Origin of the sequence: Pseudomonas peradeniyensis (assembly GCF_014268935.2) — a bacterium.
In the GTDB taxonomy this organism is placed as follows: domain Bacteria; phylum Pseudomonadota; class Gammaproteobacteria; order Pseudomonadales; family Pseudomonadaceae; genus Aquipseudomonas; species Aquipseudomonas peradeniyensis.
Genome location: NZ_JABWRJ020000001.1, coordinates 758824 through 781475, shown reverse-complemented (window position 1 = coordinate 781475; position 22652 = coordinate 758824). Strand labels below are relative to the sequence as shown.

The following is a 22652-nucleotide window of genomic DNA, read 5'->3' as shown; positions in this document are numbered from 1 at the left end:
AGGAGCGTCGAGATGAGTGTCGAAGAAAAACGTATTCGCGAGTTCGCCTATCAGATCTGGGAGTCGGAGGGTAAGCCGGCGGGCCAGGAGGACCGTCATTGGCAGATGGCACGCAAGCTGGCCGAGGCCGAGGCATTGGCGCCAAAGGCCGCGCCGCGCAAGAAGGCGGCGGCCAAGCCCAAGGCCGCTACTTCCGTGGAAAAGCCGCTTGCCGTGAAGAAGCCCAGGGCAGTGAAGAAGCCGGCAAGTTGAATGCCTTGTAGCGCGTGTACCGGCCTCATCGCTGGCAAGCCAGCTCCCACAGGGTCCGTGCAGGCTTCTCAAGTACCGCTGTACCTGTGGGAGCTGGCTTGTCGTAGCGACGAACCGCAGCGATGGGCCGCACAGCGGCCCCGCTTTCGCCCCCGGACCATGAGGACCGCCATGAGCCCCCGCACCCCGAAGAAGACCCGCTCCGTCGCCCCGTCGCGCATCCGCGAAGGCCTGCCCTTTCCGCTCGGCGCCACCTGGGACGGCCTGGGGGTCAACTTCGCGCTGTTCTCGGCCAACGCCACCAAGGTCGAGCTGTGCTTGTTCGACCCCAGCGGCGAGGAGGAAATCGAGCGCATCGAGCTGCCCGAGTACACCGACGAGATCTACCACGGCTACCTGCCCGACGCCCACCCGGGCCTGGTCTACGGCTACCGCGTGCACGGCCCTTACGAACCCGAGAACGGTCACCGCTTCAACCCCAACAAACTGCTGATCGACCCCTACGCCAAGCAACTGGTCGGCACGCTGAAGTGGTCCGAGGCGCTGTTCGGCTACACCATCGGCCACCCCGACGCCGACCTCTCGTTCGATGAGCGCGACAGTGCGCCGTTCGTGCCCAAGTGCAAGGTCATCGACCCGGCCTTCACCTGGGGCCGCGACCAGCGCGTGCTGATCCCCTGGGAGCGCACGATCATCTACGAGGCCCACACCCGTGGCATCAGCATGCGCCACCCGGCGGTGCCCGAGCACCTGCGTGGGACCTTCGCGGGGCTGGCCAACGACGAGCTGCTGGCGCATATCAAGGAGCTTGGCGTATCGAGCATCGAACTGCTGCCGATCCACGCCTTCGTCAACGACCAGCACCTGCTGGACAAGGGCCTGAACAACTACTGGGGCTACAACAGCATCGCCTTCTTCGCGCCCCATCCGCGCTACCTGGCCAGCGGCAAGATCGCCGAGTTCAAGGAGATGGTCGCGCACCTGCACGACGCCGGGCTCGAGGTGATCCTCGACGTGGTCTACAACCACACCGCCGAGGGCAACGAGCGCGGCCCGACCCTGTCGATGCGCGGCATCGACAACGCCTCGTACTACCGCCTGATGCCCGAGGACCGGCGTTTCTACATCAACGATTCGGGCACCGGTAACACCCTCGACCTGAGCCACCCCCGGGTGCTGCAACTGGTCACCGACTCGCTGCGCTACTGGGCCGGCGAGATGCACGTGGATGGTTTTCGCTTCGACCTGGCGACCATCCTCGGCCGCTATCACGATGGCTACAGCGAGCGCCACGGCTTTCTCGTCGCCTGCCGCCAGGACCCGATGCTCAGCCAGACCAAGCTGATCGCCGAACCCTGGGACTGCGGCCCGGGCGGCTACCAGGTGGGCAACTTCGCCCCCGGCTGGGCCGAATGGAACGATCGCTTCCGCGACACCGTGCGCAGCTTCTGGAAGGGCGACGAAGGCATGCTCGCCGACTTCGCCTCGCGCATGACCGCCTCGGGCGACCTGTTCAACAACCGCGGTCGACGCCCCTACGCCTCGGTCAACTTCGTCACCGCCCATGACGGTTTCACCCTGCGCGACCTGGTGTCGTACAACGACAAGCACAACGAGGACAACGACGAGAACAACCAGGACGGCACCAACAACAACCTGTCGTGGAACTGCGGCGTCGAAGGCCCCACCGACGACCCGGCGATCAACGCCCTGCGCATGCGCCAGATGCGCAACTACTTCGCCACCTTGCTGCTGGCACAGGGCACGCCGATGATCGTCGCCGGCGACGAATTCAGCCGCACCCAGCACGGCAACAACAACGCCTACTGCCAGGACAGCGAAATCGGCTGGGTGAACTGGGACCTGGACCAGGATGGCAAGGCGTTGATGGCCTTCGTCAAGCGCCTGACCCGCCTGCGCCTGGCCTACCCGATCCTGCGCCGCTCGCGCTTCCTGGTCGGTGACTACAACGAGGCGATCGGGGTCAAGGACGTCACCTGGCTGGCCCCGGACGCCAGCGAGATGACCGTCGAGCAGTGGGAAGACCCGCACGGGCGCTGCCTGGGCATGCTGATGGACGGCCGCGCCCAGGTCAGCGGCATCGCCCGGCCCGGTGCCGAGGCGACCATGCTGCTGATCGTCAACGCCTACCACGACGTGGTGCCGTTCACCCTGGCGGCGGTACCGGAGGGCGACTACTGGAGCTGCCTGGTGGACACCGACCGACCCGAACTGCGCAAGCCGCAGCACCTGGCGTTCGACACGGTGTTCGAGGTCAAGGGGCGGTCGCTGCTGTTGCTGGTGCTGCAGCGGGAGGAGGACTGAACCCCAAAGGGGAAGGTCTGTCCTAGACTGTGTCGAGACAGTTGAAACATGGGGCTGCTACGCAGCCCCCTCACCCAGGAGCACTCGTGAACCTCGAAGCCGGCAGCCCAGGTTTCGCCAACGTCAACCAGGCCCCGGCCGTGCACCGGGTCAAGGTGCTGACGGTCAACACCCACAAGGGCTTCACCGCCTTCAACCGGCGCTTCATCCTGCCGGAGCTGCGCGAGGCGGTGCGCAGCACCGAGGCCGACATCGTGTTCCTCCAGGAAGTGCTCGGCAGCCATGACCGCCACGCCGCGCGCTACCCCGGCTGGCCACGGACCTCGCAGTACGAATTCCTCGCCGACAGCATGTGGAGCGACTTCGCCTACGGCCGCAACGCGGTCTACCCCGACGGCCACCACGGCAACGCGCTGCTGTCCAAGTACCCGATCATCGAGCACCGCAACCTCGACGTGTCGATCACCGGCCCCGAGCGCCGCGGCCTGCTGCATTGCGTGCTGGACGTGCCCGGGCAGCGCCAGGTGCATGCCATCTGCGTGCACCTGTCGTTGCTTGAGCGCCACCGCCAGCAACAGCTGCACCTGCTGCGCCGGCTGCTCGACGCCCTGCCCGCCGACGCTCCGGTGATCATCGCCGGCGACTTCAACGACTGGCAGCTGCGCGGCAACCATACCCTGGGGCTGCAGCACGGTCTGCACGAGGCCTTCGAGCGCCACCACGGCCTGCTGGCGCGCACCTACCCCGCGCGCCTGCCGCTGCTGCGCCTGGACCGCATCTACCTGCGCAACGCCGACAGCCACGCACCGAGAATCCTCGGCAACAAGCCCTGGACCCACCTCTCCGACCATCTGCCGCTGGCGGTGGAAGTGCGGTTGTAGCAACGATTCGGCATAGCGGCGTGGCGGCAAATCACCATTATTGATATGTGCTCTTCAAATTTGCTTAGATTCAACAAGTTGCGCAGTCAAACAGGCATTTTGCAATCCCTTCACGCTTTCTTGACGCAAGCGCCGTCCTCTCCTTAGCTGAACAGTAATCACCAGACGTAAAAACTCGTGCCGGGCCTCTAGCGCGCGCCCTCGTGCGCTCTGCAGAAGGCTGGTGCGCTGGTACCTGTCGCCCCCTGTTCTTGTCGTACAGCTCGTGACATCAGGCCAGGTCGTGGGCTGTTCACTTCACACATCAACAGGAGATCCGCCATGAAAAGCACCTCGAATCCCTCGCGCTTCGACGCTTTTTTCTGTGCGGTTTCCACGTCGCTGCTCTTGGCAACCCCGGTGGAAACCTTCGCCTTCGAAACGCAGGAGGGCGAACCCTTCGCCCCTGTCCTCGCACAGCCCGAGGTGCCGCGATTGTCACTCGATCCGGTCAGCGTCAGCGGCCTCAACCAGGGCCTGCTCAGCGCCTTCTCCGAGCGCATGGGTGAACGTCATGGCCAGCCCGACAGCGACCATATCGCCAGCCAGTGGGCGCAGTTCTTCCCCGGCGCGCGCCAGGGCGCCCAGCCGCCGGCGCAGGTGGAGGCGCCCAGCCAGCAGATGATGATCGGCCCGGACCTGTTCGTGCGTGAAACCAGCAGCGGCAACGTGCACCGCGCGGGGATCTTCGTCGGCCACAACAACCTGCAGAGCACCTTCAACGGCATGCGCCCGCTGCTGGGCGACAAGCAGCGTGACGCGGTCAACCTCAGCGGCGAGAGCCTGGGCGTGTACTGGAGCATGACCCACGAGCAGGGCTGGCACGTGGACGCCGTGGCCATGGGCACGCGCATCGACGTCAACGGTCGTTCCCAGGCCGGCCAGCGGCTCGACGACAGCGGCCACGCGATGACCTTCTCGGTGGAAGGCGGCTACCCCATCGGCCTGGGCGCCGGCTGGGTGATCGAGCCCCAGGCGCAGTTGATCAACCAGCAGTTCTTCCCGGGTAGCCAGGTGCAGGAGGAAACCCTGCAGGCCTTCGACAGCCAGCCCAGCTGGAGCGGCCGGGTCGGCGCCAAGCTGTCGGCGCGTTACGAAGTGCGCGGCATGCCCATCGAACCCTATGTGCGCACCAACGTCTGGTACGACTTCAGCAACGCCGACCCGGTGAAGCTGGACCAGGTCGACAAGATCTCCAGCTCGCGCAGCGCCGCCACGGTTGAACTGGGCTTGGGCCTGGTGGCCAGGGTGACGCCGAACGTGGCGCTGTTCGTCAGCGCCGACTACAGCTCCGATGTGGATGACAATGACCTGAATGGGTTGATTGGTAGCCTTGGGGTCAGGATGCGTTGGTAGGCATACGGCAAAAATCCTCCCCAACCTTGCTTGTCGGCTGGTACGTCCCCGAAGGATGTATCAGCCCAAGTGGATTCAGCTTAGCGGCATACACATCAATACAGCCGGTGGAACGCTCGACTGCCGGACGCTGAGTAAGACAAGCAATGCCATAACAGCATTCGTCCAGCATGGACCACCTAGCAATTTTGCCAGTATACCGCTACTGGCCGCCGTGCAATATTTTCGCTCGCAGGCATAGCCACTCCAGTGATGCCAAGGACACCAAAGCGAGCCAGCCGACATGAACGAGATTTCTCACGTTTCTTTTGACCAGGCCACCTATATCGCCAACCTGTACGACTCCCTCCCCGACATCCCCCCTCCTCTGCTCGAATGGCGCAAGGTCGTCGTGGATGCCGAAATTGCCAGGCGCGTCGCACACTCATTGCTGGAACACACCACCAAAGAACAACTCATACAGAACACGTGCATGTTCCTGGATTCCGCTGACATCCCACTCAAGGCCGCCGAGAAAACAGAGCGACTTTTACGCAATTTCAAGATTCAGCTACCCGTCCTGACGAAGCCTCAACGCTTCGATGAAGTGCTACGAGCCCTCCTGTATTACGTTGCTGTCAATCCGCCTCCATGCTCGAGCGCCCAGCAAGAGCCGCACACGAAAGCAGATTACATAGCACAGGCTATTGGCACATTCAGTGAAGCGTACAGTGACCAGCACAAAGAACTATCAGCAGACCTCGATCACCTTGTCACTGAAAAAGCCCAGAGCGTTATTGACGCTTATCACCAATCCCAGTCGCTAAACCCTGTCTACCTGCAGTACAAAAAGCTGAGGCAGTCGGAAGTGTTCGACAACACCTCCCCACTGTCCATACTGATAAAACTGTTCAACGAAACGCTGACAGAAATCTTCCACCTGCGTCGCGTCGACAAGAACATCGGCACCAAACTTAAAAACAACACTTCATTCAACCACCTCGAAAACACATACTCAGTCACCCTGTATCTCAAAGAGATCAAGCCGACAACTGAGCAAAAAATCACGACCCTCGAACAGATCTTCTCCACTCTGCAATGGGAAGCCAAAGCGTCCGCTCAGGGCACTGTTTATAACGGCGAAATCGCAATTGAAGTCAATGCTGCAATTTTCAAAATCTGACGAACATTCCCCCTCGTGCCCCACCGTGGCACCGGAGGCCGGAGCAGCGTTCCAGACTCGTGGGGAGCCGCTCCCACAACACCTGTGGGAGCGGCCCGGCGATGGAGCGATCAGGCCGGTTTCATCACCAACACCCCCAACGGCGGCAGGTTCAGCGCCAGCGACAACGGCTGGCCATGGCTGGCGATCGCCTCGCTGGCCACCGCCCCCAGGTTCCCCACGTTCGACCCGGCATACAGCCCGGCATCGCTGTTGAGCAACTCCTGCCACCGTTCACCGAACGGCACGCCGATCCGGTAACCCTCTCGTGGCACCGGGGTGAAGTTGGCCACCACCAGCAGGGGTTCGCCCTGGCTGCTCCAGCGCAGCCAGGCGTACACGCTGTTGTGCGCGTCGTCGCCGATCAGCCACTGGAAGCCCTGGGCCCGGCAGTCCTGCTCGTGCAGCGCCGGCAGTTCACGGTACAGCCGGTTGAGGTCGGCCACCAGCTTCTGCACGCCCTGGTGCTCGGAGTACTGCAGCAGGTACCAGTCCAGTTGCTGGTCGTGGTTCCACTCGCGCCACTGGCCGAACTCGCAGCCCATGAACAGCAGCTTCTTGCCCGGATGGGTCCACATGAACGCCAGGTACGCCCGCAGGTTGGCGAACTTCTGCCAGCGGTCGCCGGGCATCTTGTCGATCAGCGAATGCTTGCCGTGGACCACCTCGTCGTGGGAAATCGGCAGGATGAAATGCTCGGAATAGGCGTAGATCAGCCCGAAGCTCATCTCGTTGTGGTGGTAGGTGCGGTGCACCGGGTCGTTCTGGATGTAATGCAAGGTGTCGTGCATCCAGCCCATGTTCCACTTGTAGGCAAAACCCAGGCCACCCTGTTGCACCGGCTGGCTGACGCCGGGCCAGGCGGTGGACTCCTCGGCGATGATCAGCGCGCCCGGCGCCTCATGGGCGGCGACGCCGTTGAGGTGGCGGATGAAGTCGATGGCCTCGAGGTTCTCGCGCCCGCCGTGGCGGTTGGGCACCCATTCGCCCGCCTTGCGCGAATAGTCGCGGTAGAGCATCGAGGCCACCGCATCCACGCGCAGGCCGTCGATATGGAAGTGCTTGAGCCAGTGCAACGCCGAGGCCAGCATGAAGCCGCGCACCTCGTTGCGACCGAGGTTGTAGATCAGCGTGTTCCAGTCCTGGTGGAAGCCTTCCAGCGGGTTGTCGTACTCGTACAGGGCGGTGCCGTCGAAGCGCGCCAGGCCATGCTCGTCGGTGGGAAAATGCGCCGGCACCCAGTCGAGGATCACGCCGATGCCGCCCTGGTGGCAGGCATCGACGAAGAAGGCGAAGTCCTCGGCGCTGCCATAGCGCGAGGTCGGCGCGAACAGCGACAGCGGCTGGTAGCCCCAGGAGCCGCCGAAGGGATGCTCCATGATCGGCATCAGCTCGATATGGGTGAAGCCCAGCTCCTGCACGTAGGGCACCAGGCGCTCGGCCAGCTCGCGCCAGTTGTAGAAGCGCGCGACTTCGCCGGCATCGTCCAGCTCGCAGCGCCAGGAGCCGGCGTGCAGTTCGTAGATCGACAGCGGCGCGCTGTAGGCGTGGCGCTGGGACCGCTGCTCCATCCACTGGCCGTCGCGCCAGTCGTGGGCCAGGGCCCCGGCCACCTTCGAGGCGGTGCTCGGCGGAAGCTCCGTGGCGCGGGCCAAGGGGTCGGCCTTGAGCGGCAGCACGCCGTCCGCGCCCAGCACTTCGAACTTGTAGGCCTCGCCCACGCCGAGCCTGGGCACGAACAGCTCCCACACCCCGGCGCTGTGGCGCAGGCGCATGGGATGGCGGCGGCCGTCCCAGTTGTTGAAGTCGCCGACCACCGAAACCCGCCGGGCATTGGGCGCCCACACCGAGAAGCACACACCCGCGACACCGTCGGCAACGGTCGGCTGGGCGCCGAAACGCCCGGACAGGTCGCGGTGGTTGCCCTCGGCGAACAGGTAGAGGTCCATGTCGCCCAGTTGCGGGCCGAAGCTGTAAGGGTCCTCGGTGACCTGCTCGCCGCCGGCCCAGCCGATCTGCAGCAGGTAAGCCCGTGCCTCATCGAGGTGCGCGGTGAACAGCCCCGACACGCTGCCCTGCACCATTTCGGCTAGCACCTGCCCATCGTCGCGCGCCAGCAGTCGTGCGTTCAGGGCATTGGGCAGGAAGGCGCGGACGAACAGGCCGCCCGCGCCGTCGCCATGGGGGCCGAGCACGGCAAATGGATCGGCGTGCTCGGCGCGGGCCAGGGCGTCGAGGTCCCGTTGCCGAAGGCCGCCGTTGTCACGCATGGTTGCATTCATCTATGACTCTCCCCAGGTACTGATCAGTCCATGCAGGCCATGCAAAGGCACGGCCAGCCAGCTTGGCCGGCTTTCGGCTTCATAGGTGATTTCGTAGGCGGCCTTCTCCAGGCAGAACAGCTCCAGCGCCGCGCGCTCGCCCTCGGCCTGTTGCCAGGCATGGGGCATGGCGGCGGTGGCCAGCCCGTAGGCTTCGACGAAGGCGTGACGCGACTGGTGCAGGTACTGCCGGGCGACCCGCTGCCGGGCCTGGCGCGCCGCGTCGGACAGGTCGACCGTCGAGGCGCTGCGCAGGATCATCGCAGCAGCATAGTCGAAGGAGCGCAGTACGCCGCTGACATCCTTGTACGGGCTGTGTTTCGCCCGCCGCTCGTCGAGCGGGCGCGCCGGCTCGCCCTCGAAATCGATCAGGTAGGCGTCGCCCTGCACCACCAGCACCTGGCCCAGGTGCAGGTCGCCGTGCACGCGCATCAGCAAGCCGCCCCGAGCCTGCCGGGCGAGGTTGTCGACGTGCTGCCGCAGGCCTTCACGCTGTTGCTGCAGGTCGTCGACCAGCGCCTGGCTGTCGCGGTCCAGGGTGTCGCGGTGCTGGGCCAGCAGGTCGAGGGCGCGGGTCAGCTCAGTGCTGATCTGCCGGCTCCAGCGCTCGCTGTCCTGGGCATCGCTCGGACGAGACTGGAACGCCGCGTCGTCGCTCGGCGCGGCCAGCAACAGGTGCATCTCGCCCAGGCGTTGGCCGAGCAAGGCGGCAAAACCGGTCAGCTCGGCCAGGGCATCGGTATGCGCCTCCGACTCGACATTGCCGGGTTCCATCTGATCGCGGATCGCCCGCTCCAGGGTGTTCTGCGTCCAGTCCCAGGCATCGCCCTGGTTGCTCAGGTAGCCCTGGGCGATCATCAGCAGATGGGGCTGGCCACTGTCATCGACACGGCTGACCCAGGCCAGCAGGGGCGAGATATTGGCAAAGCCCGCGGCGGTCAGGTACGCGCTCATCTCAAGCTCCGGGTGCACCCCCGGGTTCACCCGGCGAATCAGCTTGAGCACCAGGCTGCCGCCGACCACCACCGAGCTGTTGGACTGCTCGGCGCCCAAGTAGCGCACCTCGCTCTGCTCATCGAGCTGCAGCGCGGCCAAGGCCCCGGTGCAATGGAAATACAGCTCGCCCAGGCCATCGCCACAGGGCAGGCGCAGGCCCTCCTGGCAGCCCTTGAGCACGGCGCGAATGAACGGTTCGAGCACGAAGGCGTCGGTGATCAACCCCACCTGGCGACCACGGCGCACCCGCGACAGCGCCAGTTGCTGGGGCAGCGCGGCGTTGATCTGCTCCTCCGGCAGCAGGCCGAAGGGCAACTGGTAGTGAGTGACGACGCCCTCGCTGTGCACCTCCAGCTCGGCGAGCAGCACCGGCAGCGCCGTGGTGGCGAAGCGCACGCCATAGCTCAGGCGTACCTGGTCAATGGGCCCTTCCTTGCCGGCGAACCAGCGGCGCTTGGGCAGGTATTGCGGCAGGATGGATGCCTGCAAGGTCTCGCGCGATGGCGACTCGAGCAGCTCCTCCATGCGCTTGCGCAGCACCAGGGTGGTCAGCTCGGGCAGGCCCTCGGCGGGCTGGACATGCCAGCTGGGCATGCGGTCGTGACTGGCCAGCAGGAACCAGTAGAAGCCATAAGGCGGCAGGGTCAGCAGGAACGGCAGTTGGCCGATGGGCGGGAAGGCGCTGCCGCCGAGCATCTCCACCGGCACCTTGTCGGCGTACTGCGCCAGTTCCAGCTCCGCCGCCTGGGCCGCCCGCGAGACGTTGGCCACGCACAGCACGATTTCGCCGTTGCCGTCGGCATCGGTGTATTCACGTATGTACGCCAACACCCGGCGATTGCTCGGCGTGAGCATTTTCAGGCTGCCACGGCCAAAGGCCTTCTGCTGCTTGCGCACCGCCAGCAGCCGGCGGTTCCAGTTGAGCAGCGAATGCGGGTCGTGGGCCTGGGCCTCGACGTTGATGGTCTGGTAGCCGTACAGCGGGTCCATGATCGGCGGCAGCACCAGGCGCTGCGGATCGGCCCGGGAGAAACCGCCGTTGCGGTCCGGCGACCACTGCATGGGCGTGCGCACGCCGTCGCGGTCGCCCAGGTAGATGTTGTCGCCCATGCCCAGCTCGTCGCCGTAGTACAGGGTCGGGGTGCCGGGCATCGACAGCAGCAGGCTGGTCAGCAGTTCGATGCGCCGCCGGTCGCGCTGCAGCAGCGGCGCCAGGCGCCGACGAATGCCGAGGTTGATGCGCGCGCGGCGGTCCTCGGCGTAGTAGTTCCACAGGTAGTCGCGCTCGCGGTCGGTGACCATCTCCAGGGTCAGCTCATCGTGGTTGCGCAGGAAGATCGCCCATTGGCAGTTGGCCGGGATCTCCGGGGTCTGGCGCAGGATATCGGTGATCGGGAAGCGGTCCTCCATGGCCAGGGCCATGTACATGCGCGGCATCAGCGGGAAGTGGAAGGCCATGTGGCACTCGTCGCCATCGCCCTCGCCGAAGTACGGGCGGGTGTCTTCCGGCCATTGGTTGGCCTCGGCCAGCAGCATGCGGTCGGGGTAGTTGGCGTCGATCTCGGCGCGGATGGCCTTGAGCACGGTGTGGGTTTCGGGAAGGTTCTCGTTGTTGGTGCCGTCGCGCTCGATCAGGTACGGGATGGCATCCAGGCGCAGGCCGTCGACGCCGATGTCGAGCCAGTAGCGCATCACGCCGATCACGGCCTTTAGCACTTGCGGGTTGTCGAAGTTCAGGTCCGGCTGGTGTGAGTAGAAGCGGTGCCAGAAGTACTGGCCGGCGACCGGGTCCCAGGTCCAGTTGGACTTCTCGGTGTCGAGGAAGATGATCCGCGTGCCATCGTATTTCTGGTCGTCGTCGGACCACACGTAGAAGTCCCGGGCCTTGCTGCCGCGCCTGGCGTGGCGGGCGCGCTGGAACCAGGGATGCTGGTCGGAGGTGTGGTTGATGACAAGCTCGGTGATCACCCGCAGGCCGCGCTTGTGGGCCTCGGCGATGAAGCGCTTGGCATCGGCCATGCTGCCGTAGTCCGGGTGCACGGCCTTGTACTCGGCGATATCGTAGCCGTCGTCGCGCCGGGGCGAAGGGTAGAACGGCAGCAGCCAGAGGGTGTTGACGCCAAGTTCGGCGATGTAGTCGAGCTTGCCGATGAGCCCTGCGAAATCGCCGATGCCGTCGTTGTTCGAATCGAAGAACGATTTCACGTGCAACTGGTAGATCACCGCGTCCTTGTACCACAGCGGATCGTCGATGAAGGCTGCCGGGCGGGAACGCTTGGCCATGTGCGACTCCTTTCATTTTCCGGTTCGGCACGCACCCTGTAGGAGCGGCCTTGTGTCGCGAAAGGGGCGCGAAGCGGCCCCAGGATTTCAGCGACGCTGCAGATATTGCCGGGGCTGCTTTGCAGCCCTTTCCGACCGGTCCGACGTCTCGGCAAGGCCGCTCCTACAGAGGATTAGCGCAGCTTCTCGATGCGCCAGATACCAAACGGCTGGTGCCACGGCTCAATGCGCATCCACTGGGTCTTGCCATGCCAGGTCCAGCGGTGGCCATTCATCAGGTCCTCGCCCTGGGTATCGGCGTTATCGTCCAGCCCCAACTCCCACAGTGGCAGCTCGAAACTGGCCTCCTGGGCGTTGTACGGGTCGAGGCTGATGGCCACCAGGATCACGTTGTCGCGCTCGGGCGTGCGCTTGGCGAAATACAGGATCTGATCGTTCCAGCAGTTGAGGAACACCACCCCCAGGTGGGTCTGCAGGGCGCGGTTCTGCCGGCGGATGCGGTTGAGCTGGGCGATCTCGGCGACGATGTTGCCGGGCTGGGTGAAATCGCGCGGGCGGATCTCGTACTTCTCCGAATCCAGGTACTCCTCCTTGCCCGGCAGCGGCGTGCCCTCGCACAGCTCGAAGCCCGAGTACATGCCCCACAAGCCCGAGCCCATGGTCGCCAGCGCAGCGCGGATGAGAAAGCCGGGGCGGCCCGAGGTCTGCAGGAAGAACGGGTTGATGTCCGGCGTGTTGACGAAGAAGTTGGGCCGGTAGCACTGGCTCCACGGCGGCTGGTTGAGCTGCTCGAAGTACTCGCGCAGCTCCTGCTTGCTGTTGCGCCAGGTGAAATAGGTGTAGCTCTGGGCATAACCGACCTTGCCCAGGCGCGCCATCATCGCCGGGCGGGTGAAGGCCTCGGCGAGGAAGATCACCTCGGGGTGCTGGCTGCGCACATTGGCGATCAGCCATTGCCAGAACGGCAGCGGCTTGGTGTGCGGGTTGTCGACGCGGAAGGTCTTCACGCCCTCCTCCACCCAGCCGACCACCACGTCGCGCAAGGCCAGCCACAGGCTCGGCACCGATTCGGGGGCGTAGAAGTCGACGTTGACGATGTCCTGGTACTTCTTCGGCGGGTTCTCGGCGTAACGGATGCTGCCGTCGGGGCGCCAGCTGAACCAGCCGGGGTGCTCCGTGAGCCAGGGGTGGTCCTGGGAGCACTGGATGGCGAAATCCAGGGCGATCTCCAGCCCATGCTCGGCGGCGGCGGCGACCAGCCGGCGGAAGTCCTCGCGGCTGCCCAGCTGTGGGTGGATGGCATCGTGCCCGCCCTCTGGGCTGCCGATGGCGTAGGGGCTGCCGGGGTCGCCGGGCTCGGCCTGCAAGGCGTTGTTGCGGCCCTTGCGGTGCTTCATGCCGATGGGGTGGATCGGCGGAAAGTAGAGCACGTCGAAGCCCATGTCGCGAATCATCGGCAGGCGCTGGTGCACGTCGTCGAAGGTGCCATGGCGCTCGGCATCGTCGGTGATCGAGCGCGGGAACAGTTCGTACCAGCTGGCGAACAGCGCCGCCTCGCGGTCCACATCCAGGGGAAACTCGCGGCTGCGGGTGAGGTAGCTGCGGTGCTCGGCCTCGGCCATCAGCTGGGCCGCGTCGGGGTGCAGCAGCAACATCACCTGCTCATCCACCGGCAAATCCGGCAGGCGCTGTTGCAAGCGTTCAAGCTGCTCGCGCAAAAGCCCGTCGCTGCGCTCGATGCCCTGGCCCAGCAGCAGCCGGCCCTCCTCCAGTTCGAGCTTCACATCCACACCGGCGGCGTACTTTTTCTCCAGGTCGTGGCAGTAGGTGGCGAAAGGGTCGATCCAGGCCTCGATGCTGAACAGGTGCAAGCCCAGTTCGGTGGGGGTGAAGTCCGCCAACCACAGGTCGTTACCCGGCGAGTGCATCGTCACGCAGTGCCAGCGCCGGCTGTGGGCCTGGCGCCAGTTCAGGCTCACCGCCAGGCGGTCGTGACCATCGCTGTAGACCTTGGCCGTCACCTCGACCTTGTGCCCGCGCACCGCCTTGGCGGCGAAGGTGCCGCCGTCGAGCACCGGGCTTGCGTCCTCGATCACGATGCGCGGCGCCAGCAGCGCCTGGGACAGGCTGATGGCCTGGTCCGGGTGATCGTTGGCCATGGGCACGCTTTCGAACGGCTCTTTACCAGACATCGACCTGCTCCCCTGAGCTGGTGGCGGTAAGGGTTCAGAGCCGTGTTGGCGCGCGGGGGTTCAAAAAAAATGAGCGTCGGGCGCAGGCCTGGGTCAAAGCCTGCGACACCGCTTCATTCATCCCGCGAGGCCAGGCCCATGAACATTCCCATTCCACCGGAGACACCCGACCCGAACATCGACGACCCGACCTTGCCGCCGCCGGTGCCCGAAGAGGATCCGGATGAGCTGCCGATCAAGCCGACCGTGCCACCGACCGTGGGCGACCCGCCGAGCGAGGAGCCGCCGGTGAAAGGTAGAGGATAGACAAGGTTGTGGTGGGGCAGGCGGGGCCACCTGATATTTCTGCCAGTAGCGCAGCACGATCCATCAGCCTACAACGCTCATGTCACTTACATGAGGGTACTGTTATGGACAACGTGGAAGAACGACTGAATAAGGTTATCGCTGAGCAGCTTGGTATTGAAGAGGCAGATGTCATCACCACTGCGAACTTTGAGACGGATCTTAGTGCAGACGATCTGGATATTACCGAGATTGTCATATCTGCCGAGAGAGTATTCGGTATCACCCTCGATGGAGATCAAGTGGAAAACGTCAAAACGGTAAATGATCTCCTCGTGCTAGTACGAGAAAAGTCCCCCAAGTAATACGCCAAAGCCGGTAACTGTCCCGTGCCCCAGCGGGACAGTTTGGCGCACAAATCAGACAATCACACACCTGGTATTTCTGCCAGTAGCAGACTCTTCCAGAGTCGCGTACAGAGAGACTCTCCTCCCTGACGGCAGCCCCAGGCATGCGCTCGCGCCTCTACATCGCCTTCCACCTGCAATGGATCCTCGCCGGCTTCCTCGAACAGAGCCTGCACCGGATCCGGCCGAACATCGCCATGGACGAACTGGGCGCCGACAGTTTCGACGTGGTGGAGCTGCAAGCAATCGTGGAGGAGACATTCGGCATCTTCATTCCCGATCAAGTCCAGACCTATACCACCTTTGCCGAGCTGGTCGACCTGGTCTTCAAGGCGATGCCTAGCCCCCCAGCTCCTCCACGCTGATCTCGCGCATCCGGAACTTCTGCACCTTCCCCGTCACCGTCATCGGAAACTCATCGACAAAGCGGAAATGCCGTGGCGTCTTGAAATGCGCCAACCGTGCCTTGCACCACAGCTGCAGTTCCTCGGCACTGGCGCTGTGCCCGGGGTGCAGGCGAATCCACGCCACCACCTCCTCGCCATACTTGCTGCACGGAATCCCCACCACCTGCGCCTCGGCCACCGCCGGGTGGGTGTGGAAGAACTCCTCGAGCTCACGCGGATAGATGTTCTCGCCACCACGAATGATCATGTCCTTGTTGCGCCCGACGATGCGCACGTAGCCTTCGTCGTCCATCACCGCCAGGTCGCCGGTGTGCATCCAGCCGGCCGGATCGAGGGCGTCATGGGTGGCCTGCAGGTTGTCCCAGTAGCCGAGCATCACGCTGTAGCCCCGGGTGCACAGCTCGCCGATCTCGCCCCGGGCAACGATGCGACCGTCGGCGTCCACCAGCTTGGTCTCCAACTGCGGCTGGGTGCGGCCCACGGTGGTCACGCGTAATTCCAGGCCGTCGTCGGGGCCGGTCTGCAGCGACACCGGGCTGGTCTCGGTCATGCCGTAGGCGATCTGCACCTCGGCCATGTGCATCTGCTCGATGACCTTGCGCATCACTTCGATCGGGCAGGTGGCGCCGGCCATGATGCCGCTGCGCAGTGTGGACAGGTCCAGCGCGGCGCGGCTGGGGTGATCGAGCATGGCGATGAACATGGTCGGCACGCCATAGAGGATGCTCGCGCGCTCCTCGGCCACGGCGCGCAGGGTGAGTTCGGCGTCGAAGGCGTCGTTGGGGTAGATCAGGGCGCTGCCGTGGGTGATGCAGCCGAGATTGCCCATGACCATGCCGAAACAGTGGTACAGCGGCACCGGGATCACCATGCGGTCCTGCTCGGTCAGGCCCAGGCTCTCGCCGACCATGTAGCCGTTGTTGAGCAGGTTGTAGTGGCTCAGGGTCGCGCCCTTGGGCGCGCCGGTGGTGCCGGATGTGTACTGGATGTTCACCGGCTGGTCGAACTGCAGGCCCTGCTGACGGGCCTCGTAGGCGGCAAGCTCCACCTGCCCTGCCCGCCCAGCCAGCGCGGTCCAGGGCAAGAAGCCCGTGGGCGGCTTGACGGCCAGGCTGATCACCCCGCGCAGGTCGGGCAGGCGTTCGCTGGCCAGCTCGCCCACGGCATGGAGCGCCAGCTCAGGTACCAATTCCTGCACCATCGCGTGGTAGTCGGAGGTCTTGAAGGCATCGGCGCACACCAGCCAGCGGCAGCCGGACTGGCGCAGCACATATTCCAGCTCACCCACGCGATAGGCCGGGTTGATATTGACCAGGATCCCGCCGACCTTGGCCGTGGCCAACTGCAGGATGCACCACTGGGCGCAGTTGGGCGCCCAGATGCCGACCCGCTCGCCGACCTCCACGCCCAGCGCCATCAAGGCCCTGGCATGCACGTCGACCTCGGCGGCCAGCTCGCGCCAGCTGTAGCGCAATCCCTGGTGGCGCACCACCAGCGCCTCGCGCTCGCCGTGGCGGGCGACGGTGGCATCGAAGGCCTGGCCGATGGTCAGGGTGAGCAATGGTTTGTCTTGACGGCCGCGCGTGTAGCTTGGTTGAGGCATGGTTGTCCCTTCTTGTGGTTGTTCTGGGCATGACTGAAGCAGGCGGCAATTACTCTGGCGCAGATTTACGTTTACGTAAAGGTGATGTTCCGATTGACAGCCCTGGAAGGCAGGTTTACGTTAACGTCAACCACGCATCACGGCGGCCTTGTGGTAACGAGGTTGTGAAAACAAAGTTGTGGGAGCGGAGTTGTGGGAGCGGGCTTGCCCCGCGATGAGGCCGGACCAGGCAACACAGCTGGCCGTTCTGACGGGCATCGCGGGGCAAGCCCGCTCCCACAACCCCGCTCCCACAACCCCGCTTCCACAAGCCGGTTTCCACAAGGTCGCCGTGGTACCTCGAATTTCAAGAACAAGAAGGTGCCTCCCATGCATTACCCCAGCCTGAACTTCGCCCTGGGCGAGACCATCGACATGCTCCGCGACCAGGTGCGCACCTTCGTCGCCGCCGAACTGGCGCCGCGCGCCGCGCAGATCGACCACGACAACCTGTTCCCCGCCGACATGTGGCGCAAGTTCGGCGACATGGGCCTGCTGGGCATCACCGTCTCTGAAGAATACGGCGGCGCCGGCCTGGGCTACCTGGCCCACGTGGTGTCGATGGAAGAGATCAGCCGCGCCTCGGCCTCGGTGGCCCTGTCGTACGGCGCCCACTCCAACCTGTGCGTCAACCAGATCAACCGCAACGGCACCCACGAGCAGAAGCTCAAATACCTGCCCAAGCTGATCAGCGGCGAGCACATTGGCGCCCTGGCCATGAGCGAGCCCAACGCCGGCTCCGACGTGGTGTCGATGAAGCTGCGTGCCGAAAAGCGCGGCGACCGCTACGTGCTCAACGGCAGCAAGACCTGGATCACCAACGGCCCCGACGCCAACACCTACGTGATCTACGCCAAGACCGACCTGGACAAGGGCCCCCACGGCATCACCGCGTTCATCGTCGAGCGCGACTGGAAAGGCTTCACCCGCAGCAACAAGTTCGACAAGCTCGGCATGCGCGGTTCCAACACCTGCGAGCTGTTCTTCGATGACGTCGAAGTACCGGAAGAAAACATCCTCGGCCAGCTCAACGGCGGCGTGCGCGTGCTGATGAGCGGCCTGGACTACGAGCGCGTGGTGCTCGCCGGTGGCCCCACCGGCATCATGCAAAGCTGCATGGACCTGGTGGTCCCGTACATCCACGACCGCAAGCAGTTCGGCCAGAGCATCGGCGAGTTCCAGCTGATCCAGGGCAAGATCGCCGACATGTACACCCAGCTCAACGCCAGCCGCGCCTACCTGTACGCCGTGGCCCAGGCCTGCGACCGCAGCGAAACCACCCGCAAGGACGCCGCCGGGGTGATCCTGTACACCGCCGAGCGCGCCACGCAGATGGCCCTGGAAGCGATCCAGATCCTTGGCGGCAACGGCTACATCAACGAGTTCCCGGCCGGCCGCCTGCTGCGCGACGCCAAGCTGTACGAGATCGGCGCCGGCACCAGCGAGATCCGCCGGATGCTGATCGGCCGCGAACTGTTCAACGAAACCCGCTGAGCACAAGGAACCGGCGTCCATGGCTACCTTGCATACCCAGATCAACCCGCGCTCGGCGGAATTCGCCAGCAACAGCGCGGCCATGCTCGAACAGGTCCAGGCCCTGCGCGGCCTGCTCGCCCAGGTCAGTCAGGGCGGCGGGCCGAAGGCCCAGGAGCGGCACACCTCCCGCGGCAAGCTGCTGCCCCGCGAGCGTATCGACCGCCTGCTCGACCCAGGCTCGGCGTTTCTCGAGATCGGCCAGCTGGCCGCCCATGAAGTCTACGGCGAAGACGTGCCGGCCGCCGGCGTGATCGCCGGCATCGGCCGCGTCGAAGGCGTGGAGTGCATGATCGTGGCCAACGATGCCACGGTCAAAGGCGGCTCCTACTACCCGCTGACGGTGAAAAAGCACCTGCGCGCCCAGACCATCGCCCTGCAGAACCGCCTGCCGTGCATCTACCTGGTGGACTCCGGCGGCGCCAACCTGCCGCGCCAGGACGAGGTGTTCCCCGACCGCGAGCACTTCGGGCGGATCTTCTTCAACCAGGCCAACATGAGCGCCCTGGGGATCCCGCAGATCGCCGTGGTGATGGGCTCGTGCACCGCCGGTGGCGCCTATGTGCCGGCCATGGCCGACGAGGCGATCATGGTGCGCCAGCAGGCGACCATCTTCCTCGCAGGCCCACCCTTGGTGAAAGCCGCGACCGGTGAAGTGGTCAGCGCCGAGGACCTCGGTGGCGCCGACGTGCACTGCCGTACCAGCGGCGTGGCCGACCATTACGCCGACAACGACGAGCACGCCCTGGCCATCGCCCGGCGCAGCGTCGCCAACCTCAACTGGCACAAGCAGGGCAAGCTGCAGTGCCAGGCGCCGATCGCGCCGTTGTACAACGCCGAGGAGCTGTACGGCGTGGTCCCGGCCGACGCCAAGCAGCCGTTCGATGTGCGCGAGGTGATCGCCCGCCTGGTCGACGGTTCGGTGTTCGATGAATTCAAGGCGCTGTTCGGCACCACCCTGGTGTGCGGCTTCGCCCACCTGCACGGCTACCCGGTGGCGATCCTGGCCAACAACGGCATCCTCTTCGCCGAAGCTGCGCAAAAAGGCGCGCACTTCATCGAACTGGCCTGCCAGCGCGGCATCCCGCTGCTGTTCCTGCAGAACATCACCGGCTTCATGGTCGGCAAGAAGTACGAGGAAGGCGGCATCGCCAAGCACGGCGCCAAGCTGGTGACCGCGGTGGCCTGCGCCCAGGTGCCGAAGTTCACGGTGATCATCGGCGGCAGCTTCGGCGCCGGCAACTACGGCATGTGCGGCCGCGCCTACGACCCGCGTTTCCTGTGGATGTGGCCTAACGCCCGTATTGGCGTGATGGGCGCCGAACAGGCGGCCGGCGTGCTGGCCCAGGTCAAGCGCGAGCAGAGCGAGCGCAGTGGCGAAGTGTTCAGCAGCGAAGACGAGAAGAAGCTCAAGCAGCCGATCCTCGACCAGTACGAGCGCCAGGGCCACCCCTACTACTCCAGCGCCCGGCTGTGGGACGACGGCGTCATCGACCCGGCGCAGACCCGCGATGTGCTCGGCCTGGCGTTGTCCGCCGCGCTGAACGCCCCGATCGAACAGAGCCGCTTCGGCATTTTCCGGATGTGACCCATGAGCGAATTCGCCACCGTTGAACTGGTCAAGGACCCTCGCGGCTTCGCCACCCTGTGGCTGAGCCGGGAAGACAAGAACAACGCCTTCAACGCGCAGATGATCCGCGAACTGATCGTCGCCCTCGACCAGCTGGCCGAAGACGCCAGCCTGCGCTTCGTGCTGCTGCGCGGCCGCGGCCGGCACTTCAGCGCCGGCGCCGACCTTGCCTGGATGCAGCAGTCGGCGCAGCTGGACTTCAACACCAACCTCGACGACGCCCACGAGCTGGGCGAGCTGATGTACGCCCTGCACCGGCTCAAGGCGCCGACCCTGGCCGTGGTGCAAGGCGCAGCCTTCGGCGGCGCACTGGGATTGATCAGCTGCTGCGACATGGCCATCGGCGCCGAGGACGCGCAGCTGTGCCTGTCGGAAGTGCGCATCGGCCTGGCCCCGGCGGTGATCAGCCCGTTCGTGGTCAAGGCCATCGGCGAGCGCGCCGCCCGCCGCTACGCCCTCACCGCCGAACGCTTCAGCGGCGTGCGCGCCCGTGAGCTGGGCCTGCTGGCCGAGGTGTACCCGGCCAGCGAGCTGGACGCCCAGGTCGAGGCCTGGGTCGACAACCTGCTGCACAACAGCCCGCAGGCGCTGCGCGCCACCAAGGACCTGCTGCGCGAGGTGGACGCCGGAGAACTGAGCCCGGCCCTGCGCCGCTACTGCGAGAACACCATCGCCCGCATCCGCGTCAGCGCCGAAGGCCAGGAGGGCCTGCGCGCCTTCCTGGAAAAACGCCGCCCCGCCTGGCAAGACAACAAGGAGCCGCGCCCATGAGCCGACCCACGCTGACCACCCTACTGGTCGCCAACCGCGGCGAAATCGCCTGCCGGGTGATGCGCACCGCCAAGGCCATGGGCCTGACCACCGTGGCCGTGCACAGCGCCACCGACCGCGAGGCGCGGCACAGCCGCGAGGCCGATATCCGTGTCGACCTCGGTGGCACCAAGGCCGCCGAAAGCTACCTGGTGATCGACAAGCTGCTCGCCGCCGCCAAGGCCAGCGGCGCCCAGGCGATCCACCCGGGTTATGGCTTCCTGTCGGAGAACGCCGGTTTTGCCCGTGCCATCGAACAGGCCGGGCTGATCTTCCTCGGCCCACCGGCCAGCGCCATCGATGCCATGGGCAGCAAGTCGGCGGCCAAGGCGCTGATGGAGTCCGCCGGCGTGCCGCTGGTGCCCGGCTACCACGGCGAGGCCCAGGACCTTGAGACCTTCCGCGCCGCCGCCGAGCGCATCGGCTACCCGGTGCTGCTCAAGGCCAGCGCCGGGGGCGGTGGCAAGGGCATGAAGGTAGTCGAGGACGAGAGCCAGCTGGCCGACGCCCTGGCCTCGGCGCAGCGCGAGGCGCAGTCGTCGTTCGGCGATGCGCGGATGCTGGTCGAGAAGTACGTGCTCAAGCCGCGTCATGTGGAGATCCAGGTGTTCGCCGACCAGCACGGCAACTGCCTGTACCTCAACGAGCGTGACTGCTCGATCCAGCGTCGCCACCAGAAGGTGGTCGAGGAAGCCCCGGCACCGGGCCTCTCTCCCGAGCTGCGCCAGGCCATGGGCGAAGCCGCGGTGCGCGCCGCCCAGGCCATCGGCTACGTGGGCGCCGGCACCGTCGAGTTCCTGCTCGATGCCCGTGGCGAGTTCTTCTTCATGGAAATGAACACCCGCCTGCAGGTGGAGCACCCGGTCACCGAGGCCATCACCGGGCTCGACCTGGTGGCCTGGCAGATCCGCGTGGCCTGCGGCGAGCCGCTGCCGATCACCCAGGAGCAGGTACCGCTGATCGGCCATGCCATCGAGGTGCGGCTGTACGCCGAGGATCCGGCCAACGAGTTCCTGCCGGCCACCGGCACCCTGGCACTGTACCGCGAGTCGGCGCCGGGCGAAGGCCGCCGGGTGGACAGCGGCGTCAGCGAGGGCGACGTGGTGTCGCCGTTCTACGACCCGATGCTGGGCAAGCTGATTGCCTGGGGGCAGGACCGCGAGCAGGCACGCCTGCGCTTGCTGGCGATGCTCGATGAGTTCGCCATTGGCGGGGTGAAGACCAATATCGCCTTCCTGCGCCGCATCCTTGCATACCCGGCGTTTGCCGAGGCGGAGCTGGACACCGGGTTCATTCCGCGTCACCAGGACGTATTGCTGCCTGCGCCCCAGGCGCTGCCGGCGCAGTTCTGGGAGGCCGCCGCCGAGGCCTGGCTGCAAGGCGAGCCTGCACTGCAGCGCCAGGACGACCGCGCTTCACCGTGGGCGGCCCGCGATGGCCTGCGCCTGGGCTTGCCGGCGCGCAGCAGCCTGCATTTGCAGTGCGAAGGGCATGAGCAGGCGGTGGCACTGGAGCGCAGTGCGCCTTCGACTTATCGCCTGGAGGGGGAGCAGCTGTGTCATGACCAGGGCGGCCTGCGCCGTCGGCATCTGGCGGTGCGTCGGGGTGGCACGCTGTACCTGCAGTGGCAGGGTGAGTTGCACGCGGTCAGTGTTCATGACCCGATTGCGGCGGCCGAGGCCAGCCATAGTCACCAAGGCGGGCTGGGTGCGCCCATGAATGGCAGTATCGTGCGAGTGCTGGTGGAGCCAGGGCAGGTGGTCGAGGCCGGTACCGCGCTGGTGGTGCTGGAGGCGATGAAGATGGAGCACAGCATTCGGGCGCCCCACTCCGGGACGGTGAAGGCACTGTTCTGCCAGGAGGGGGATATGGTCAGCGAAGGGACAGTGCTGGTGGAGTTGGAGGGGGCGTAACGGCGGCAATGTGTTCGCCGAAAGGGTTGTTTCGCCTATGAGATCGAGCGCCGCCCGCGCGGCGCATCGCGGATGAATCCGCTCCTACATTTGTTGCAACGTGGCCACGCCTGATAGGCCATGGTTGTTAGCCTTGTTTGCACGACGCGGTTTTTCGGTGGGCATTGCCGCCGCCCCAC

General features: G+C 65.5%; 16 protein-coding genes. 12 read left to right on the top strand and 4 right to left on the bottom strand.

The window, feature by feature from the left end:
• Positions 1–12 precede the first annotated feature (12 nt).
• The 5 genes from HU751_RS03540 (at position 13) to HU751_RS03520 (ending at position 6015) form a co-directional block, all read left to right on the top strand.
• The gene (locus tag HU751_RS03540; RefSeq protein WP_186713524.1) at positions 13–252 is read left to right on the top strand and encodes a DUF2934 domain-containing protein; all 240 of its coding nucleotides are present in this window, start codon (positions 13–15) and stop codon (positions 250–252) included.
• A 171-nt stretch (positions 253–423) separates the two neighbouring features.
• Positions 424–2577, top strand: a complete 2154-nt coding sequence (gene glgX, locus HU751_RS03535) for a glycogen debranching protein GlgX (RefSeq protein WP_186732628.1) — start codon at positions 424–426, stop codon at positions 2575–2577.
• Between the two features lie 86 nt (positions 2578–2663).
• Positions 2664–3458 (top strand): endonuclease/exonuclease/phosphatase family protein, encoded by a 795-nt coding sequence (locus tag HU751_RS03530; RefSeq protein ID WP_186732629.1) that lies wholly within the window; start codon positions 2664–2666, stop codon positions 3456–3458.
• Positions 3459–3779: 321 nt separating this feature from the next.
• Positions 3780–4853 (top strand): autotransporter outer membrane beta-barrel domain-containing protein, encoded by a 1074-nt coding sequence (locus HU751_RS03525; protein WP_186732630.1) that lies wholly within the window; start codon positions 3780–3782, stop codon positions 4851–4853.
• Positions 4854–5136: 283 nt separating this feature from the next.
• Positions 5137–6015: a hypothetical protein gene (locus tag HU751_RS03520; RefSeq protein ID WP_186732631.1), complete on the top strand. Its 879-nt coding sequence runs from the start codon at positions 5137–5139 to the stop codon at positions 6013–6015.
• 110 nt (positions 6016–6125) lie between these two features.
• On the opposite strand, the gene glgB is transcribed toward HU751_RS03520, so the two are convergent.
• The 3 genes from glgB to HU751_RS03505 all read right to left on the bottom strand — a co-directional run bounded on the left by glgB (position 6126) and on the right by HU751_RS03505 (position 13846).
• Positions 6126–8336 (bottom strand): 1,4-alpha-glucan branching protein GlgB, encoded by a 2211-nt coding sequence (glgB, locus tag HU751_RS03515; RefSeq protein ID WP_186732632.1) that lies wholly within the window; start codon positions 8334–8336, stop codon positions 6126–6128.
• The gene (gene treS / locus HU751_RS03510; protein ID WP_186732633.1) at positions 8337–11654 is read right to left on the bottom strand and encodes a maltose alpha-D-glucosyltransferase; all 3318 of its coding nucleotides are present in this window, start codon (positions 11652–11654) and stop codon (positions 8337–8339) included.
• Positions 11655–11827: 173 nt separating this feature from the next.
• Positions 11828–13846 carry an alpha-1,4-glucan--maltose-1-phosphate maltosyltransferase gene (locus HU751_RS03505; RefSeq protein WP_186732634.1) on the bottom strand — a complete coding sequence of 673 codons (2019 nt, stop codon included), beginning with the start codon at positions 13844–13846 and terminating at the stop codon, positions 11828–11830.
• A gap of 138 nt (positions 13847–13984) precedes the next feature.
• On the opposite strand from HU751_RS03505, the gene HU751_RS03500 reads away from it, so the two are divergent.
• From HU751_RS03500 to HU751_RS03490, 3 genes are all read left to right on the top strand, one after another.
• Positions 13985–14152 carry a hypothetical protein gene (locus HU751_RS03500; protein WP_177330851.1) on the top strand — a complete coding sequence of 56 codons (168 nt, stop codon included), beginning with the start codon at positions 13985–13987 and terminating at the stop codon, positions 14150–14152.
• A 104-nt stretch (positions 14153–14256) separates the two neighbouring features.
• Positions 14257–14496, top strand: coding sequence for an acyl carrier protein (locus HU751_RS03495; RefSeq protein WP_186732635.1), 240 nt, complete (start codon positions 14257–14259; stop codon positions 14494–14496).
• A 146-nt stretch (positions 14497–14642) separates the two neighbouring features.
• A complete protein-coding gene (locus HU751_RS03490) occupies positions 14643–14903 on the top strand; it encodes an acyl carrier protein (RefSeq protein WP_186732636.1) in 261 nt (86 codons plus the stop codon).
• Here the strand turns inward: HU751_RS03490 and HU751_RS03485 are convergent.
• Complete coding sequence (locus HU751_RS03485) at positions 14878–16548, bottom strand: AMP-binding protein (RefSeq protein ID WP_186732637.1); 1671 nt, start codon at positions 16546–16548, stop codon at positions 14878–14880. The genes HU751_RS03490 and HU751_RS03485 overlap by 26 nt on opposite strands.
• 369 nt (positions 16549–16917) lie before the next feature.
• Between HU751_RS03485 and HU751_RS03480 the strand changes: the two genes are divergently transcribed.
• The 4 genes from HU751_RS03480 to HU751_RS03465 are packed head-to-tail and all read left to right on the top strand — an operon-like array spanning position 16918 to position 22473.
• Positions 16918–18081, top strand: a complete 1164-nt coding sequence (locus tag HU751_RS03480) for an isovaleryl-CoA dehydrogenase (protein WP_186732638.1) — start codon at positions 16918–16920, stop codon at positions 18079–18081.
• A gap of 19 nt (positions 18082–18100) precedes the next feature.
• On the top strand, positions 18101–19708 hold the full coding sequence (locus HU751_RS03475) for a carboxyl transferase domain-containing protein (protein ID WP_110733340.1): 1608 nt from the start codon (positions 18101–18103) through the stop codon (positions 19706–19708).
• Positions 19709–19711: 3 nt separating this feature from the next.
• Positions 19712–20521, top strand: a complete 810-nt coding sequence (locus HU751_RS03470; RefSeq protein ID WP_186732639.1) for a gamma-carboxygeranoyl-CoA hydratase — start codon at positions 19712–19714, stop codon at positions 20519–20521.
• Entirely contained in the window at positions 20518–22473 is a 1956-nt protein-coding gene (locus HU751_RS03465) for an acetyl-CoA carboxylase biotin carboxylase subunit (protein ID WP_186732640.1), read from the top strand. The genes HU751_RS03470 and HU751_RS03465 overlap by 4 nt, the downstream gene beginning before the upstream one ends.
• The last annotated feature ends 179 nt before the right edge of the window (positions 22474–22652 follow it).

Excerpts from the sequence above, each read along its gene's own strand:
- HU751_RS03540 (WP_186713524.1), top strand. The coding sequence starts at position 13 with ATGAGTGTCGAAGAAAAACGTATTCGCGAGTTCGCCTATCAGATCTGG.
- glgX (WP_186732628.1), top strand. The coding sequence starts at position 424 with ATGAGCCCCCGCACCCCGAAGAAGACCCGCTCCGTCGCCCCGTCGCGC.
- HU751_RS03525 (WP_186732630.1), top strand. The coding sequence starts at position 3,780 with ATGAAAAGCACCTCGAATCCCTCGCGCTTCGACGCTTTTTTCTGTGCG.
- HU751_RS03520 (WP_186732631.1), top strand. The coding sequence starts at position 5,137 with ATGAACGAGATTTCTCACGTTTCTTTTGACCAGGCCACCTATATCGCC.
- glgB (WP_186732632.1), bottom strand. The coding sequence starts at position 8,336 with ATGAATGCAACCATGCGTGACAACGGCGGCCTTCGGCAACGGGACCTC.
- treS (WP_186732633.1), bottom strand. The coding sequence starts at position 11,654 with ATGGCCAAGCGTTCCCGCCCGGCAGCCTTCATCGACGATCCGCTGTGG.
- HU751_RS03505 (WP_186732634.1), bottom strand. The coding sequence starts at position 13,846 with ATGTCTGGTAAAGAGCCGTTCGAAAGCGTGCCCATGGCCAACGATCAC.
- HU751_RS03500 (WP_177330851.1), top strand. The coding sequence starts at position 13,985 with ATGAACATTCCCATTCCACCGGAGACACCCGACCCGAACATCGACGAC.
- HU751_RS03495 (WP_186732635.1), top strand. The coding sequence starts at position 14,257 with ATGGACAACGTGGAAGAACGACTGAATAAGGTTATCGCTGAGCAGCTT.
- HU751_RS03490 (WP_186732636.1), top strand. The coding sequence starts at position 14,643 with ATGCGCTCGCGCCTCTACATCGCCTTCCACCTGCAATGGATCCTCGCC.
- HU751_RS03485 (WP_186732637.1), bottom strand. The coding sequence starts at position 16,548 with ATGCCTCAACCAAGCTACACGCGCGGCCGTCAAGACAAACCATTGCTC.
- HU751_RS03480 (WP_186732638.1), top strand. The coding sequence starts at position 16,918 with ATGCATTACCCCAGCCTGAACTTCGCCCTGGGCGAGACCATCGACATG.
- HU751_RS03475 (WP_110733340.1), top strand. The coding sequence starts at position 18,101 with ATGGCTACCTTGCATACCCAGATCAACCCGCGCTCGGCGGAATTCGCC.
- HU751_RS03470 (WP_186732639.1), top strand. The coding sequence starts at position 19,712 with ATGAGCGAATTCGCCACCGTTGAACTGGTCAAGGACCCTCGCGGCTTC.
- HU751_RS03465 (WP_186732640.1), top strand. The coding sequence starts at position 20,518 with ATGAGCCGACCCACGCTGACCACCCTACTGGTCGCCAACCGCGGCGAA.